15 protein-coding genes are annotated in these 15,214 nt (G+C 67.1%); 9 read left to right on the forward strand and 6 right to left on the reverse strand.

Going from position 1 to position 15,214, the window contains the following annotated elements; translation table 11 throughout:
* Positions 1-49: 49 nt before the first annotated feature.
* Entirely contained in the window at positions 50-991 is a 942-nt protein-coding gene (locus ACV22W_RS27140; RefSeq protein ID WP_448022597.1) for a LysR family transcriptional regulator, read from the forward strand.
* Between the two features lie 125 nt (positions 992-1,116).
* Positions 1,117-1,275, forward strand: coding sequence for a hypothetical protein (locus ACV22W_RS27145; RefSeq protein WP_448022598.1), 159 nt, complete (start codon positions 1,117-1,119; stop codon positions 1,273-1,275).
* Between the two features lie 56 nt (positions 1,276-1,331).
* Here ACV22W_RS27145 and ACV22W_RS27150 read toward each other — a convergent pair whose 3' ends face one another.
* Genes ACV22W_RS27150 through wrbA form a run of 4 tightly spaced genes read right to left on the reverse strand, consistent with a single transcriptional unit; the run spans position 1,332 to position 4,636 of the window.
* The gene (locus ACV22W_RS27150) at positions 1,332-2,159 is read right to left on the reverse strand and encodes a metallophosphoesterase (RefSeq protein WP_448022599.1); all 828 of its coding nucleotides are present in this window, start codon (positions 2,157-2,159) and stop codon (positions 1,332-1,334) included.
* A gap of 25 nt (positions 2,160-2,184) precedes the next feature.
* Positions 2,185-3,606 (reverse strand): FAD-binding oxidoreductase, encoded by a 1,422-nt coding sequence (locus tag ACV22W_RS27155; protein ID WP_448022609.1) that lies wholly within the window; start codon positions 3,604-3,606, stop codon positions 2,185-2,187.
* Positions 3,607-3,626: 20 nt separating this feature from the next.
* Positions 3,627-4,019: a DUF2069 domain-containing protein gene (locus tag ACV22W_RS27160; protein WP_321852256.1), complete on the reverse strand. Its 393-nt coding sequence runs from the start codon at positions 4,017-4,019 to the stop codon at positions 3,627-3,629.
* Positions 4,016-4,636, reverse strand: coding sequence for an NAD(P)H:quinone oxidoreductase (wrbA, locus tag ACV22W_RS27165; RefSeq protein WP_175908218.1), 621 nt, complete (start codon positions 4,634-4,636; stop codon positions 4,016-4,018). The genes ACV22W_RS27160 and wrbA overlap by 4 nt, the downstream gene beginning before the upstream one ends.
* A gap of 142 nt (positions 4,637-4,778) precedes the next feature.
* On the opposite strand from wrbA, the gene ACV22W_RS27170 reads away from it, so the two are divergent.
* Complete coding sequence (locus ACV22W_RS27170) at positions 4,779-6,110, forward strand: YihY family inner membrane protein (protein ID WP_448022600.1); 1,332 nt, start codon at positions 4,779-4,781, stop codon at positions 6,108-6,110.
* A gap of 18 nt (positions 6,111-6,128) precedes the next feature.
* Here ACV22W_RS27170 and ACV22W_RS27175 read toward each other — a convergent pair whose 3' ends face one another.
* Entirely contained in the window at positions 6,129-6,446 is a 318-nt protein-coding gene (locus ACV22W_RS27175; protein ID WP_448022601.1) for an Mpo1-like protein, read from the reverse strand.
* 158 nt (positions 6,447-6,604) lie between these two features.
* On the opposite strand from ACV22W_RS27175, the gene ACV22W_RS27180 reads away from it, so the two are divergent.
* The 3 genes from ACV22W_RS27180 to aroC all read left to right on the forward strand — a co-directional run bounded on the left by ACV22W_RS27180 (position 6,605) and on the right by aroC (position 10,432).
* Complete coding sequence (locus tag ACV22W_RS27180; RefSeq protein ID WP_044846066.1) at positions 6,605-7,060, forward strand: CBS domain-containing protein; 456 nt, start codon at positions 6,605-6,607, stop codon at positions 7,058-7,060.
* Between the two features lie 139 nt (positions 7,061-7,199).
* Entirely contained in the window at positions 7,200-9,134 is a 1,935-nt protein-coding gene (locus ACV22W_RS27185; RefSeq protein WP_448022602.1) for an MFS transporter, read from the forward strand.
* 197 nt (positions 9,135-9,331) lie between these two features.
* A complete protein-coding gene (gene aroC / locus ACV22W_RS27190) occupies positions 9,332-10,432 on the forward strand; it encodes a chorismate synthase (RefSeq protein ID WP_448022603.1) in 1,101 nt (366 codons plus the stop codon).
* Between the two features lie 69 nt (positions 10,433-10,501).
* Here the strand turns inward: aroC and ACV22W_RS27195 are convergent, their stop codons facing one another.
* Positions 10,502-11,572 carry a LacI family DNA-binding transcriptional regulator gene (locus tag ACV22W_RS27195; protein ID WP_448022604.1) on the reverse strand — a complete coding sequence of 357 codons (1,071 nt, stop codon included), beginning with the start codon at positions 11,570-11,572 and terminating at the stop codon, positions 10,502-10,504.
* A 238-nt stretch (positions 11,573-11,810) separates the two neighbouring features.
* On the opposite strand from ACV22W_RS27195, the gene rbsK reads away from it, so the two are divergent.
* Genes rbsK through ACV22W_RS27210 form a run of 3 tightly spaced genes read left to right on the forward strand, consistent with a single transcriptional unit; the run spans position 11,811 to position 15,110 of the window.
* Positions 11,811-12,740: a ribokinase gene (gene rbsK, locus ACV22W_RS27200; protein WP_448022605.1), complete on the forward strand. Its 930-nt coding sequence runs from the start codon at positions 11,811-11,813 to the stop codon at positions 12,738-12,740.
* A gap of 58 nt (positions 12,741-12,798) precedes the next feature.
* Positions 12,799-14,118: an MFS transporter gene (locus ACV22W_RS27205; protein WP_448022606.1), complete on the forward strand. Its 1,320-nt coding sequence runs from the start codon at positions 12,799-12,801 to the stop codon at positions 14,116-14,118.
* A gap of 44 nt (positions 14,119-14,162) precedes the next feature.
* On the forward strand, positions 14,163-15,110 hold the full coding sequence (locus tag ACV22W_RS27210; RefSeq protein ID WP_448022607.1) for a dihydrodipicolinate synthase family protein: 948 nt from the start codon (positions 14,163-14,165) through the stop codon (positions 15,108-15,110).
* Positions 15,111-15,214: the final 104 nt, after the last annotated feature.

Below are 15,214 nucleotides of genomic sequence, written 5' to 3' on the forward strand. Positions count from 1 at the left end.
TTTGTTCGCCCCTGTGCAACAATCCCTCCGGATTCAAACGGGTATTGGGATGGATACGTTACAAAACATGCGGGTATTCGTCCGTGTGGTCGACGCGGGAAGCTTTACCGCGGCCGCTCAGCAGATGAATTCGACTACCGCCTATGCGTCGCGCGCCGTGTCGGATCTCGAGGCGCACCTGCGCACGCGCCTCCTGAACCGGACGACACGCCGGATCGCGCTGACCGAAGCAGGCGAGCGCTACCTGCAGCGCTGCGAGCAAATCCTCGCGTATGTCGACCAGGCCGAAGCCGAAGCGGGCGACGCGCACGCGCGCCCGTCAGGCAAGCTGAAGGTCCATTGCTTCACGAGCCTCGGGCAGCACTACCTGGTGCCGGCCATTGCGCGCTATCGACAGCGCTACCCGGACGTGCACGTCGAACTGACGCTCGCGCAGCGGATGCCCGACCTGCTCGACGAGGGGTACGACGTCGCGATCGTCGTCGGCCGCGACCTGCCCGATTCGGGGCTGGTGTCGCAGCGGCTCGGCGAGAGCTACAGCGTCGTGTGCGCGTCGCCGGGCTACGTCGACGCGCACGGCGTGCCCCGGACGCCCGCGGATCTCGAGCAGCATGTCTGTCTCGGGATGGTCGCGCCGGGCTTTCACTTCGACGAGTGGTCGCTGTCGGGGCCGCACGGCGACGAGGTGATTCCGATCACGGCGCCGCCGTTCCGCGTGAACGTCGCCGAGGCGCTCGCGGTGGCCGTGCGGGAAGGGATGGGGATCGGCGGATTGCCGCTCTATTCGGCGATCGGCGGGCTGCGCAGCGGACACATCGTGCGCGTGATGCCCGAATACCGGTCGCACGTGATGAACATCTACGCGCTGTATCCGTCGCGCCAGTACCTCGACGCGAAAATCCGCACCTGGGTCGATTTTCTGCGCGACGAGTTGCCGGCCACGCTCCAAGCCGACGAAGCCGCCCTCGCGCAGTTCACGGCTGCGACATGAGCGCGCGGTCGAGCCCAATCTGACGAGATTTGTCCTTCGCGCAACATTTTTTTACGCTTGGACGGCGGACAGTTTGATACTGTTCAAATCAGAGAGATTTGGATCTGCCCATACCCGGAGTCGCAATGGATACGCAACTGATGATCGGCCTTGGAGTTCTGCTTGGTGCGGCTGCCGCCGCCGCGGCGACGCGCGATCTGCTGCGCGCGATGAAGGCACGGATGAAGCCGGTGCCGGTGCGGGTACGTCCGTCGGCGAACGGATCGCGCCGCGCCGATCGCTGATCGGGCGGCCTTTCGGATCGGCAAGGGCCGCATCACGCGGCCGGATGGCCAGGCGCTCAGCCGAGCTCGACCACTCTGTCCCACGCAAACGCGGGATTTTCCAGTTCGCCGGTGCGCCGGTGGATATAGCCGCGCGGGTTGCACACCACGCGCGTGCCGCTGTCGGTCACGTAATCGAATGAAGTATGCGTGTGGCCGTGGATCCACAGGTCCACGGGCGGCCGCACGAGTTCCGCCATGTCCGTGACGAATCCCGCCGACGCAAGGTCGTCCGCGTAACGCTCGGCGAGCGAGCGCAGGTGCGGCGCATGGTGGGTGACGACGATCGTGCGACCGTCGAATGGCGTCGCGAGCCGTGCTTCCAGCCACGCACGGCCTTGCCGGTGCAGCGCGATCGCGTCGGCCGGCGTGAAATCCCGCTCCGGCGCCTCCGCCGCATGCAGTGCTGCATCGTGCGGCCACGTTACCTGGATCAAGCCCTTGAAATCGAGCATCACACGCACGCCGGCGTCGATCGCGCGCGCGATGCTCGCCTCGTCGGCGCCGAACAGCGAGAAATCGGACCAGAGCGTCGTACCCAGCACGCGAAAGCGTTGCGCCGGATCGACATACACGCCGTTGTTCAGGTAATGCACGTTGTCGATCGCCTGCGCGGCGTCGCGCATCGCGGTTTCGAGCGCGCCGAATTCCCCGTCGTAGTATTCGTGGTTGCCCGGCACGTAGATCACCGGCACGTCGGGGGCGAATGTTTCGGCGGCCCAGCGCAGGCCTTCCGCGTGATTATGGATGTCGCCGGCCAGCACGACGAGATCCGCGTCGGCGTGCGGGATCGTGTCGGGCTGGTTGCTTTCGAGATGCAGGTCGGACAGGACGCGAACTCTCATGGACATCGCTCCGGGGTGGGGGGCTTCAGCGCAGTACCTTGCCGGGATTCATCAGCCCGCGCGGGTCGAGCGCGGTCTTCAGCGTGCGCATGAGCGCCGTTTCGACCGGCGACTTGTAGCGCTGCGCGTCATCGATCTTCAGCTGGCCGATCCCGTGCTCCGCGCTGATCGTGCCGTGGTGGCGGTGCACGTTGTCGTAGACGATGCGATTGATCGGCTTCTGGAACTCCATGAGGAACGCCTTCGGGTCGCCGCCTTCGGGCGTCTGCACGTTGTAGTGCAGGTTGCCGTCACCGAGGTGGCCGAACGTGACCATCCGCGCGCCGGGCGCGGCCTCCTGGATCGCCGCGTCGGTTTCGTCGATGAAGCGCGCGATCGACGAGATCGGCACCGCGATGTCGTGCTTGATGTTCAGTCCCTCGTCTGCCTGCGCGAGCGGGATGTGTTCGCGCAGGTCCCAGAACGCGCGCGACTGCGCGAGATTTTCCGCGACCACCGCGTCGACCACGAGCCCGGCCTCGAATGCTTCCTCCATCAGTCTTTCGAACAGCGCGCGCGCATGCGTTTCGCTCTCGTTGTCCGACAGTTCGAGCAGCACCGTCTGCGCATGCGTGCGGTCGAACGGATAGCGCAGTTGCGGATAGTGCTTGCCGACGAGCTGCATGCAGAAATCGGACATCAGTTCGAAGCCTGTCAGAAGCGGGCCGGCAGCGCGCTGCGCGAGCGCGAGGAAGTCGAGCGCCGCGTGCGGCGACTCGAGCGCGGCCAGCGCGGTGACCTGCGCGGCCGGCAGCGGATGCAGCTTCATCACGGCGGCCGTGATGATGCCGAGCGTGCCCTCCGCGCCGATGAACAGGTCGCGCAGGTCGTAGCCCGTGTTGTCCTTGCGCAGGCCGCGCAGGCCGTCCCAGATCTCGCCCTGCGCCGTCACGACCTCGAGCCCGAGGCACAGCTCGCGCGCGTTGCCGTAGCGCAGCACCGCTGTGCCGCCGGCGTTGGTCGACAGGTTACCGCCGATCGTGCAGCTGCCTTCGGCGGCGAGGCTCAGCGCGAACAGCCGGCCGCCTTCGCGGGCACGTGCCTGCACGTCGGCGAGGATCACGCCGGCTTCGACCGTGATCGTGTTGTTGTGCGGATCGAGCGCGCGCACGCGGTTCAGGCGCGCGAGGCTCAGCACGGCCTGGTCGCCGCTCGCGTCGGGCGTCGCACCGCCGGCGAGGCTCGTGTTGCCGCCCTGCGGCACGAGCGCGACGCCATGCGTGTTCGCAAGCCGGACGAGCGCGGCGACTTCGGCCGTATCGGCCGGTTTCAGCACCGCGCATGCGCTGCCCTTGTAGCGGCGGCGCCAATCGGTCAGGAACGGCTCGGTGTCGTGCGGATCGGTCAGCACGTAGGTGGCGCCGATCGCGTCGCGGCAGGCGGATACGAATGCTTCGGAAGAAATCATCACGTTCGGTCGCGTAAGGGTCAGGACGCGGCGCGCTGCCGCTTCGCCGCGCGCTTGAACGGCGCGACGTACGCAAGCGCTGCCACGAAGAAGCCGACGGCGAGCGCGGTCTCGCACCAGCCGAGCGTCGCGGACAACCCGCGGTCGGACATGCCGCGCACGATGCCTTCGGCGAAATAGACGAGGATCAGCATGCTCGCCCACTGCATCGTATAGATGTTACGCCGCCACACGCCGGGCAGCGCGAGCGCGAGCGGCACGGCCTTGAGCATCAGCGCCGAGCCGCCCGGACGCAGCGGCGCGAGCCACAGTTCCCACGCGAGCGACAGCGCGATCAGCGCGACGAGGCACGTGGCCGCGGCCAGCGCGTAGCGCGGCCGGGCGGCGACGGCGGGGCGGGCAGGCACGTTCATGCGGCTTCGGTGGCCTGGGCGGCAGACAGGGCCGCTGCGGCGCGGGCAAGCCGCACGCCGAGCGCGGCCGCGAGCGCCTTTTCGTCGGCCGACAGCCCTTCGGCCGCGCTGCGATCGTGCTGCGACACGTGCGATGCGCCGTAAGGCGTGCCGCCGGTGCGCGTCGTGCTGAGCGCGGATTCCGTGTACGGGATCCCGACGATCATCATCCCGTGATGCAGCAGCGGCAGCATCATCGACAGCAGCGTCGATTCCTGGCCGCCGTGCAGGCTGCCGGTCGACGTGAACACGCAGGCCGGCTTGCCGGTCAGCGCGCCCGACAGCCATTGCGGGGTCGTGCCGTCGAGGAAATACTTGAGCGAGGCGGCCATGTTGCCGAAGCGGGTCGGCGAGCCGAGCGCGAGGCCCGCGCATTCCTCGAGGTCGCGGAGTTCCGCGTAGGGCGGGCCGTCGTCGGGGATGTCGGGGGCGGTGGCTTCGCAGACCGTCGAGACGGGCGGCACGGTGCGGATGCGGGCTTGCATGCCGGGCACGCTGTCGATGCCGTTCGCGATCGCGAGCGCGAGATCGCGCGTGGCGCCGTGACGGCTGTAATAGAGGACGAGAATGTCTTTCATGGGCGACGGGGCCGTGTGCGGCCGCGCGCATGCCCGGTGCAGTCGGCCCCTGCTGGATCGAGCGGCTATTATAGGGGCTGAAGTCGTCGCGCAGCGCGGCGGCGGCGCGCCGTCGCGCGCGCCATCGAGAAGGAGAAGCCGTTTGCCGAAGTTGAGCGTCGATCTCGACACCCTCAAGCGCCTCGCGCAGTTCGCAGCCCGGCGCAGCGCCGAGGATCGCATCCCGCAAGTGGCGGGCAGCCTCACGTTCACGACGATGCTGGCGCTCGTGCCGCTCGTGACCGTCGCGTTCGCGCTGTTCACCGCATTCCCGATGTTCGCGTCGTTCCAGATCTCGCTGCAGGGGTTCCTCGCGGATCACCTGATGCCCGCGCAGTTCAACGTCCAGATCTTCAAGTACCTGAACCAGTTCGCGTCGAAGGCCAAGGGGCTGACGACGGCCGGCCTGATCGTGCTCGTCGTCACGTCGGTGATGACGATGATGACGATCGAGTCCGCGTTCAACCTGATCTGGCGGGTGCGCAAGCCGCGGCCGTTCGCGCAGCGCGTGCTCGCGTACTGGGCGCTGATCACGCTTGGGCCCTTGCTGTTCGGCGTGAGCCTGTCGATCTCGTCGTACCTGTTTACGCAGTCGCTGGCGTTCACCGGCGCCGCGCCGTCGACATCGATCGTCGAATGGCTGCTCGCGTTCGTGTCGCTGCCGCTGACCGTGCTCGCGTTCACGCTGCTGTACGTCTACCTGCCGAACTGCACGGTCGCATGGCGCGATGCGGTGATCGGCGGGCTGTTCGCGGCCATCGCGTTCGAGCTCGCGAAGCGCGGCTTCGGCTATTACGTGCGGCGCATTCCGACCTATACGGCCGTATACGGCGCGTTCGCGGCGCTGCCGGTGTTCCTGTTGTGGGTGTACCTGAGCTGGTTCATCGCGCTGCTCGGCGCGATGGTGGCGTCCGCGCTGCCGGCGATTCGCGTCGGCCAGTTCCATCGCATCCACTATCCGGGCAGCGATTTGCTCGACGCGCTCGAACTGCTGGCGCGGCTGGCCGAGGCGCGCGCGGTCGGCAAGGCGGGCTATACGGCGATGCGGCTCGCGACCATGTTGCGCTGCGACATGGAAACCGCGCAGCGGCTGCTGTTGACGATGGAGGAGCGCGAATGGATCGCGCGGCTGGAAAGCGGCGAACTCGCGCCGCGCTATATCCTGCTGGCGAATCCGGAGCACCTCACGCTGGCGCAGTTGTTCGACGTGCTGGTGATCGACCGTACGGAGCTGACCTACCAGTTGCAGCGACGCCGAAGCCACGTCGAAGGGGCGGCATTGCTCGAGGTGCTGTCGAACGACCGGTTCGACGTATCGCTTGCGTCGCTGATCGCCGAGCACCGGCTCGCCGGCGTGCAGCCGGCCGAGACCGTGCCGGGGGCCGTGCCCGACGGAGCGCCCGACCCGCACGCGCGGCCGCCGAAAACGGCGTGACGTGCCGACGGGCGGGCGTTAAAGCGCGATCTTCCCGGTGCAGATGTCCTTGAACATCACCCAGTCGCCCATCAGGCTGTAGATCGGGTGCCGGAACGTGGCGGGGCGGTTCTTCTCGAAGAAGAAGTGTCCGATCCATGCGAATCCGTAGCCGCACACGACCGCCGCCGGCAGCCACGGCCAGTGGCCCGTCGCGATCGCCATCGCGACGCAGCCGATCACGCCGAGCGAGCCGATGAAGTGCAGCCGCCGCGACGTGAGGTTCTGGTGTTCGTTCAGGTAATACGGGTAGAAATCAGCGAAGCTGGCGAATTGGTCCGTATGCGTATGCGCCATGGCCGTCTCCTCGGGCCGCTGTCGATGGAGTCATTGTGCGGCGGCCGGCTCGCGTCCGCAAGCGGGGGCGGCCGCGCGGCGCGGACCTGCGCTTTCCTTTTGACAGGCTTTCCGATAGGATCGAAAGCGGATTTGCATTCAAGCATGAGGGGACTACGATGCGCGTCAGCGATATTCTGAAAGTGAAGGGCAACACGCTGTTTACGGTGACGCCCGATAAGCCGCTGCGCGAAGCGGTCGATACGATGGCCGAACACGATATCGGTTCGCTCGTCGTGATGGAGTACGGCGATCTCGTCGGGATGCTGACGTTCCGCGAGATCATCCTGCGCCTCCACGTGAACGGCGGCGCGATTGGCGACGTGCAGGTGCGCAAGGTGATGGACGAGCCGCTCACGTGCACGCCGGAAACCGACGTCAACGAAGTGCGCCGGATGATGCTCGAGCGCCACGCGCGCTACATGCCGGTGCTCGACAAGAAGGTGCTGATGGGCGTCATCTCGTTCTACGACGTCGCGAAGACGGTCGTCGAGGCGCAAAGCTTCGAGAACCGGATGCTGAAGGCGTACATCCGCGACTGGCCGGAATCGGAAGCCGAAGCGCAGAAGCCGTGAAACGCGTCGCGCGCGGTGCCATGACGCGCGGGCGCTGCCACTCGGCGCACGGCGGCGCAGGTTCAGCCTGCGCCGCCATTTTTTCGACAACAACACAAGGCCCGCGCAGCTTCGCCCAGACGATGCGCGCGTATTCCGCATGAGCGATCACACGCAAGTCTCTTCCGCGTCGCGCGGCGAACGGCGCGCCCACGCGTCGCAGTTCGACCTGTTGCGCCAGCGCCGTTTCGCGCCGTTCTTCACGACCCAGTTCCTCGGGGCGCTGAACGACAACGTGTTCAAGATCGGATTCACTTCGCTCGTCACCTATCACACCGCGCGTTTCTCCGGCGTCGACGCGAAGACGGCCGCGTTCCTGATTTCCGCCATCTTCATCCTGCCGTTCGTGCTGTTCTCGGCGACCTCCGGCCAGATCGCCGACAAATACGACAAGGCGACGCTCACGCGCTTCGTGAAGACCTTCGAGATCGTGCTGATGCTGGTCGGCGCGGCCGGCTTCGTCACGCACAGCGCGACGCTGCTGTATTTGTGCACGTTCATGATGGGGATGCACTCGACGCTGTTCGGCCCCGTCAAATATTCGTATCTGCCGCAGCATCTCGGCGACCACGAACTGGTCGGCGGCAACGGCCTCGTCGAGATGGGCACGTTCATCGCGATCCTGATCGGCACGATCATCGGCGGTGCGGCCGCGGGCATCGAAGGCAACGGTGAACGTGTGCTGGCCGTCAGCGTCGTCGTCATCGCGCTCGCGGGACGGCTCGTCGCGCAGCGCGTGCCGCCGACGCCGGCGCCGCAGCCGGATCTGGTGATCAACTGGAACCCGTTCAGCGAGACGTGGCGCAACCTCGGGCTCGCGCGACAGAATCGCACCGTGTTCCTGAGCCTGCTCGGCATCTCGTGGCTGTGGTTCGTCGGCGCGACGTTCCTCACGTCGTTCTTCAATTTCGCGAAGGACGTGCTGTCCGCGAGCCCCGATGTCGTCACGGTCCTGCTCGCGACGTTCTCGGTCGGCATCGGCCTCGGTTCGCTGCTGTGCGAGCGCCTGTCGCAGCGGCGCGTCGAGATCGGCCTCGTGCCGCTCGGCTCGATCGGCATCAGCGTGTTCGCGATCGAGCTGTATTTCGCGAGCCGCTCGCTGCCGTCGCCCGGGCATCTGCTGTCGGTCGGGGAATTCCTGGCCGGCGCGCGTCACTGGCGCATCCTGGCCGACCTGTTCCTGCTCGCGATGTTCGGCGGCTTCTACAGCGTGCCGCTGTACGCGCTGATCCAGAGTCGCAGTGCGCCGACCCATCGTGCGCGGATCATCGCAGCGAACAACATCCTGAACGCGCTGTTCATGATCCTGTCGGCCCTGATGGCGATGGGGCTGACCAAGGCCGGCGTCGACATCCCGGGCCTGTTCCTCGTCACCGCGCTGTTGAACGTCGTGGTCGCAACGTACATCTACCTGCTCGTTCCGGAGTTCCTGCTGCGCTTCGTCGCGTGGGTGCTGGTGCACACGTTCTACCGGATTCGCCTCGTGCATGCGGAGCGGATCCCGGAAGAGGGCGCGGCCGTGCTCGTATGCAACCACGTGAGCTACGTCGATGCGCTCGTGCTGGCGGCCGCGAGCCCGCGGCCGATCCGGTTCGTGATGGATCACCGGATCTTCAAGACACGCTTCGCGAGCTGGGTGTTCCGGCATGCAAAGGCGATTCCGATCGCGCCGCGCCATGAGGATCCCGACATGCTCGCACGCGCGTACGACGCGTGCGAGGCCGCGCTGAAGGACGGCGAACTCGTGTGCATCTTCCCGGAAGGCAAGCTCACCAAGACGGGGGACATCAACACGTTCCACCACGGCATCACGGAAATCCTGAGCCGTACGCCGGCGCCCGTGATTCCGATGGCGTTGCGCGGGCTGTGGGGCAGCTATTTCTCCCGTCATACCGATGCCCGTATGCCGCGACCCATCAAGCGCGGCGTGATGAGCCGGCTGACGCTTGCGGTCGGCGAGCCGATCCCGGCCACGGTCGCGACGCCCGAGGCGTTGCAAGCCGCGGTGACCGAGTTGCGCGGCGCGCGAAAGTGAGCAGGGCGGGCCCGGCGGCATCGCGCCGGGCCGTCCGCGCGGCCGGCCGGTGTGGTCTGAACGGTTCATACGGCCCGCGGGCACGGGACGGCTGGCATAATAGCGGTTTACCTCTTTTTCTCGACCGGCAAACGATCGGCCTGCCAGCGGTTCGGGCAGCGCATCGGTTTGTCCAATTCTCTTTGGGCGGTTCCATCATGTCCGGCAATACCCTCGGCACGCTTTTCACTGTCACGACCTTCGGCGAATCGCACGGTCCCGCGATCGGCTGCGTGATCGACGGCTGCCCGCCGGGGATGGGGCTGACCGAAGCCGACATCCAGATCGAACTCGATCGCCGCAAGCCCGGCACGTCGCGGCACGTGACGCAGCGCCAGGAGGCCGACGAGGTCGAAATCCTGTCCGGCGTGTTCGAAGGCGTGACGACCGGCACGCCGATCGCGCTGCTGATCCGCAACACCGATCAGCGCAGCAAGGACTACGGCAACATCGTCGAGACGTTCCGCCCGGGCCATGCCGACTACACCTACTGGCAGAAATACGGCATCCGCGACTACCGCGGCGGCGGCCGCTCGTCCGCGCGCCTGACCGCGCCGATCGTCGGCGCGGGCGCGGTTGCGAAGAAATGGCTGCGCGAGCGTTTCGGTGTCGAAGTGCGCGGCTACATGAGCGGTCTCGGCGAGATCGACGTGCCGTTCGTCGACTGGTCGCACGTTCGCGAGAACCCGTTCTTTTCGCCGAACGCGGAGGTCGTTCCGGAGCTGGAAGCCTACATGGACGCGCTGCGCAAGGACGGCGATTCGATCGGCGCGCGCATCGACGTCGTTGCGTCGGGCGTGCCGGTCGGCTGGGGCGAGCCGGTATTCGATCGGCTCGACGCGGACATCGCGAAGGCGATGATGAGCATCAACGCGGTGAAGGGCGTCGAGATCGGCGCGGGCTTCGACAGCGTCGCGCAGCGCGGCTCGGTGCACGGCGACGAACTGACGCCCGGCGGCTTCGTCGGCAACCATGCGGGCGGTGTGCTCGGCGGGATTTCGACGGGACAGGACATCACCGTGTCGATCGCGATCAAGCCGACGTCGAGCATCCGCACGCCGCGCCGTTCGATCACGAAGTCCGGCGAAGAAGCGACCGTCGAAACCTTCGGTCGCCACGACCCGTGCGTCGGGATTCGCGCGACGCCGATCGCCGAGTCGATGCTGGCGCTGGTGCTGATCGACCATGCGCTGCGCCATCGCGCGCAGTGCGGCGACGTCGAGACGCCGACGCCGAAGATCGCGGGCAGCGCGACCTGATGCAGCGGGGCCGGCATGCGCCGGCTCGATCGATTCGATGCGAAACGGGGCGCCTGAGGCGCCCCGTTTTCATTGAGCCGCCGAATTCGGCGGCGCGGCCGATTCGCGCACCCGCAGCTCCGGCAGTATCGCGTAACCGGGCCCGGTTTCGCCGTGCTCGAGTGCGTCGAGCAACGCGCGGGCGGCCTTGCGGCCGATTGCATCGGTGTCGACCCACATCGTCGTCAGCGCAGGCCGGATCTCGCGAGCCAGCGCGACATCGTCGAAGCCGGTGATCGACAATTGCGACGGCACGTCGAGGCCGATGGCCTGCGCTTCCAGCAGGGCGCCGAGCGCGAGTGCGTCGTTGCCGCAGATCACGGCAGTCGGGCGCGTCGCCCCGCTGTCGGCGATCGCGCGCAGGCTCGCGCGCCCGAACGCGATCGTGGCGGGGCCCTCATGCTGGTGGATCGGCCGGACCGCGAGCCCGCGCGCGGCGAGCGTGTCGTGGATGCCGCGCAGGCGGGCCTGCACACGGTCGTTGTCCGCCGAGGGCTGCATGATGATCGCGAAATCGCGATGCCCGAGGTCGAGCAGGTGCGTGGTCAGTCGCGCGAATGCCGCGCGGTTGTCGAAGCCGACGCAGCAGTGCGGGCTGTCGTCGCGGTAAGCATAGGTGACGACATACGGCACTCGATGCAGGTCGAGCAATTCGAATACTTCCGGCGGATAGGCTTCGCCGACCAGCGACACGGCTTCGACGCCGCGTGACAGCATCGCGCGCACCTGCGCGAGTGCCTGTGCCGGGTCGTAATTCGAGCAGCCCAGGAACAGCGTGATGCCGTGCTCGGCCATGACAGCCTGCATGCCCGCTACCTGCGACGCGAAGACCTGGTCGTCGAGCGTCGGGATGATCGCACCCGTGATGTGGGTGCGCGTGGAGGCGAGTGCGCGGCCGGCCGCGTTGGGAATCCAGTTCAGCGCGCGTGCCGCGTCGCGCACGCGTTGCTGCACGTCGGCCGAGACCTTGCCGGGGTCGTTGTAGACACGCGAAACGGTCGCGGTCGACACGCCGGCGAGTTTCGCGACATCCCCGAGCACCGATCGGCCGCTGCCGCGGCGCGCGCGAGCCGTGCCGCCGCTGGGTGGGGGCGTACTCATCGGTCATCCTCGGGCGCGGTTGCCTCGCAGGCGCCGCGCGTGGTCAAAAACGCCATCGTTTACCCTCGATTCATCGTGGTCCCGCTTGCATTCCCGCTCACGCCTGTGCGAATGTAAGCGCTATCTTGATGCCACTCCGTATTATGTCAGACACAGGTTGCATCCGCATTGTGAAATTTTCGTCGACGATGGCCGCTCCGGCTATTTTGTTTATCGTAAATGTAAGCGGTTACATTTGATGAAGAGCCACGCAAAGTCCCCTCGAATCGCGGTCGTCGGCAGCATCAACGTCGACCTCGTCACGCATGCGCCACGGCTGCCCGTGCCGGGCGAAACGCTGCTCGGCACGACGTTCCGGACCGTTCACGGCGGCAAGGGGGCGAACCAGGCGGTGGCGGCGGCCCGTCTGGGTGCATCGGTCGCGATGATCGGCTGCGTCGGCGACGACGCGTTCGGGGCGCGCCTGCACGACGCGCTGGCGGCCGAACGCATCGACGTGACGCACCTGCACCGGATCGACGGCGAGGCAACCGGCGTCGCGACGATCACGGTCGATGCGCATGGGGCGAACAGCATCGTGGTCGTGCCCGGTGCAAACGCGCGCCTCGATGCCGAATTGATCGACCGTGCCAGCGACGCGATCGCCGGTGCGGCGCTGATGGTGTGCCAGCTCGAGGTGCCGATCGAGACCGTCGCACGCGCGATCGGCAGTGCGATCGCGCATCGCACGCCAGTGCTGCTCAATCCGGCGCCTGCACGGCCGCTGTTCGACGCATTGCTGGCCCGGATCGACTACCTCGTCGTCAACGAAACGGAAGCGGAGTCGCTGACCGGCATCGCCGTCGGCGACGACGCCTCGGCGGTGCGCGCCGCCGAGGCACTGCGCGCGAAAGGCGTCGGCAACGTGCTGGTCACGCTGGGCGCGCGCGGCGTCTGCTGGCGCGGCAGCGCAGGGAACGGCCGCCATCGGGCCATGGCGGTGGTCGCCGTCGATACGACGGCGGCCGGCGACACCTTCGTCGGCGGATTCGCGGCCGCCCGGGTGAGCGGTGCGTCGATGGACGACGCGATCGCGTTCGGCCAGCGTGCCGCCGCGATCAGCGTCACGCGCCACGGCGCGCAGACGTCCATTCCGACACGCGAAGAAGTGGGGAGCATGACGGTATAGATTCCGCGACGACGGAAAGCGCGGGCAGACACCCGCCTATGACATGGAGACAATCGAAATGAACGAAGATCAGGCTGTTCCGACTGCGCCGCCACGTATCCGGCGCGGACAACGTATCGCACTCGCGCTGCTGATGGCGAGCGGAATCGTCAACTATCTCGATCGCGGCACGCTGGCCGTCGCGAGTTCGGCAATCCGGAACGATCTCGGGCTGTCGCTCTCGCAGATGGGGCTGCTGCTGTCGGCGTTCTCGTGGAGCTATGCGCTGTGCCAGTTTCCGGTCGGCGGTCTCGTCGATCGCATCGGGCCGCGCCGGCTGCTCGGCATCGGGCTGATCGTCTGGTCGTTCGCGCAGATGGCGGGCGGCCTCGTGTCCACCTTCGGCTGGTTCATCGTCGCGCGCATCGTGCTCGGCATCGGCGAGGCGCCGCAGTTCCCGTCGGCGGCGCGGGTGGTGAGCAACTGGTTTCCGTTGCGCGCACGCGGCACGCCGACCGGGATCTTCAACGCGGCATCGCCGCTCGGTACCGCGCTCGCGCCGTTGCTGCTGTCGGTGCTCGTCGCTTCGTTCGACTGGCGCTGGGCGTTCTTCATCACGGGGGCACTCGGTCTCGTGGTCGCCGTCGTCTGGTTCGCGTCGTATCGCGATCCGGCGCGTGCGCAATTGACCGCGGCGGAACGAGGGTATCTCGATGCCGATGCGCAGACGACCGTCGCGGCCCCCAGACTGACCTTCGCCGACTGGCGCAGCCTGTTTTCGCACGGCACGACCTGGGGCATGCTGATCGGCTTCTTCGGTTCGGTGTATCTGAACTGGGTCTACCTGACGTGGCTGCCGGGATATCTGACGATGGAGCGTCACATGAGCCTCATTCGCACCGGGTTTGCGGCATCCGTGCCGTTCCTGTGCGGGTTCGTCGGTTCGCTCGTTGCCGGCTGGCTGTCGGATCTGGTGACGCGCCGCAGCCGCTCGCCGGTCGTGAGCCGGCGCAATGCGGTGGTCGTCGCGATGCTAGGGATGGTCGCGTTCACGATTCCGGCCGCGCTCGTGCAGAGCAATACGGTCGCGCTCGCATGCATTTCGGTCGTGATCTTTCTCGCCAACGCGGCATCGGCATGTTCGTGGGCGCTCGCGACGGCGGCCGCACCGCCGAGCCGTGTCGCATCGCTTGGCGCGATCCAGAATTTCGGCGGCTTCATCGGCGGCGCGCTCGCGCCGATCCTGACGGGTGTCATCGCGCAGAAGTGGTCGTTCGTGCCGGCGCTGCTGACGGCGGCGGCAATCGCCTTCGCCGGCGCGATGGCTTACCTGTTGCTGGTGCGCAAGCCGATTCCCGAGCAGTCCGCGAGTGCGGCGCCCGGACCGCTGCCGGCCTGAGGCCGCCGGCTACCCCCTGTATTTACCGAAGGAAGGAGAAACAGATGCAATCACATCAGCAGGCGAGCACGACCATCGAAGGGATCGTGCCGGTGATGCTGACGCCGTTCGACGATGCCGGCGCGATCGACTACGCGGGCCTCGAGCGACTCATCGAATGGTATCTGGCGCACGGCTCGGATGCGCTGTTCGCGGTCGCGCAATCGAGCGAGATGCAATTCCTGAGTCTCGCAGAACGTGCGGAACTTGCGCGTTTCGTGGTCGAGCGGGTGGCGGGGCGTGTGCCTGTCGTCGCGTCCGGGCACGTCAGCGAAGATCGGGACGCACAGGTCGCCGAGCTGTGCGCCGCGGCGGAATCGGGTGCGCAGGGCGTCGTGCTCGTGACCAACCGCCTCGATCCGCAGCGCAAGGGCAGCGCTGCGTTTCTCGATCATCTTCACAAGTTGCTCGCCCGATTGCCGACGGATCTGCCGCTTGGCTTGTATGAATGTCCGGCGCCTTATCGGCGATTGCTGTCCGATGACGAACTGCGCGCGTGCATCGACACGGGCCGATTCGTGATGTTGAAGGACGTGAGCTGCGACCTGGAGACGGTGAAGCGACGCGTTGCGCTGGCCGCCGGGTCGCCGATGAAAATCCTGAATGCGAACGCCGCGATCGCATGGGATGCGATGAAGGCGGGCTCCGCCGGTTTCAACGGCGTGTTCACCAACTTCCATCCCGATCTGTATCGGTGGCTGCGCACGCAAGGCGACTCGGATCCGGCGCTTGCCGACGAATTGTCGACGTTTCTGGTGCTCTCGGCGGTGTCGGAAGCGCTTGGCTACCCGGCGCTCGCGAAGATCTATCATCAACGGATCGGCACGTTCGGATCGATTCGCTGCCGCGCGATCGACTACGACGTGCGCGAGCGGTTCTGGGCACTCGACGCGGTGCTCGACAAGATCGTGTCCGGCACCGAGCATTTCCGTCGGCGGATTGCGGCGCGCTAGCGCCGCTGGTTCGGGGCGGCAATCGCCCGCCCGGTGGCGGGCAGGCCGGCGTCGAATGCCTAGGGGACGAAAAAAACGCCGCGCGAGGCGGCGTTTTCCGGCAG

This window comes from Burkholderia sp. AW49-1, from assembly GCF_053427845.1.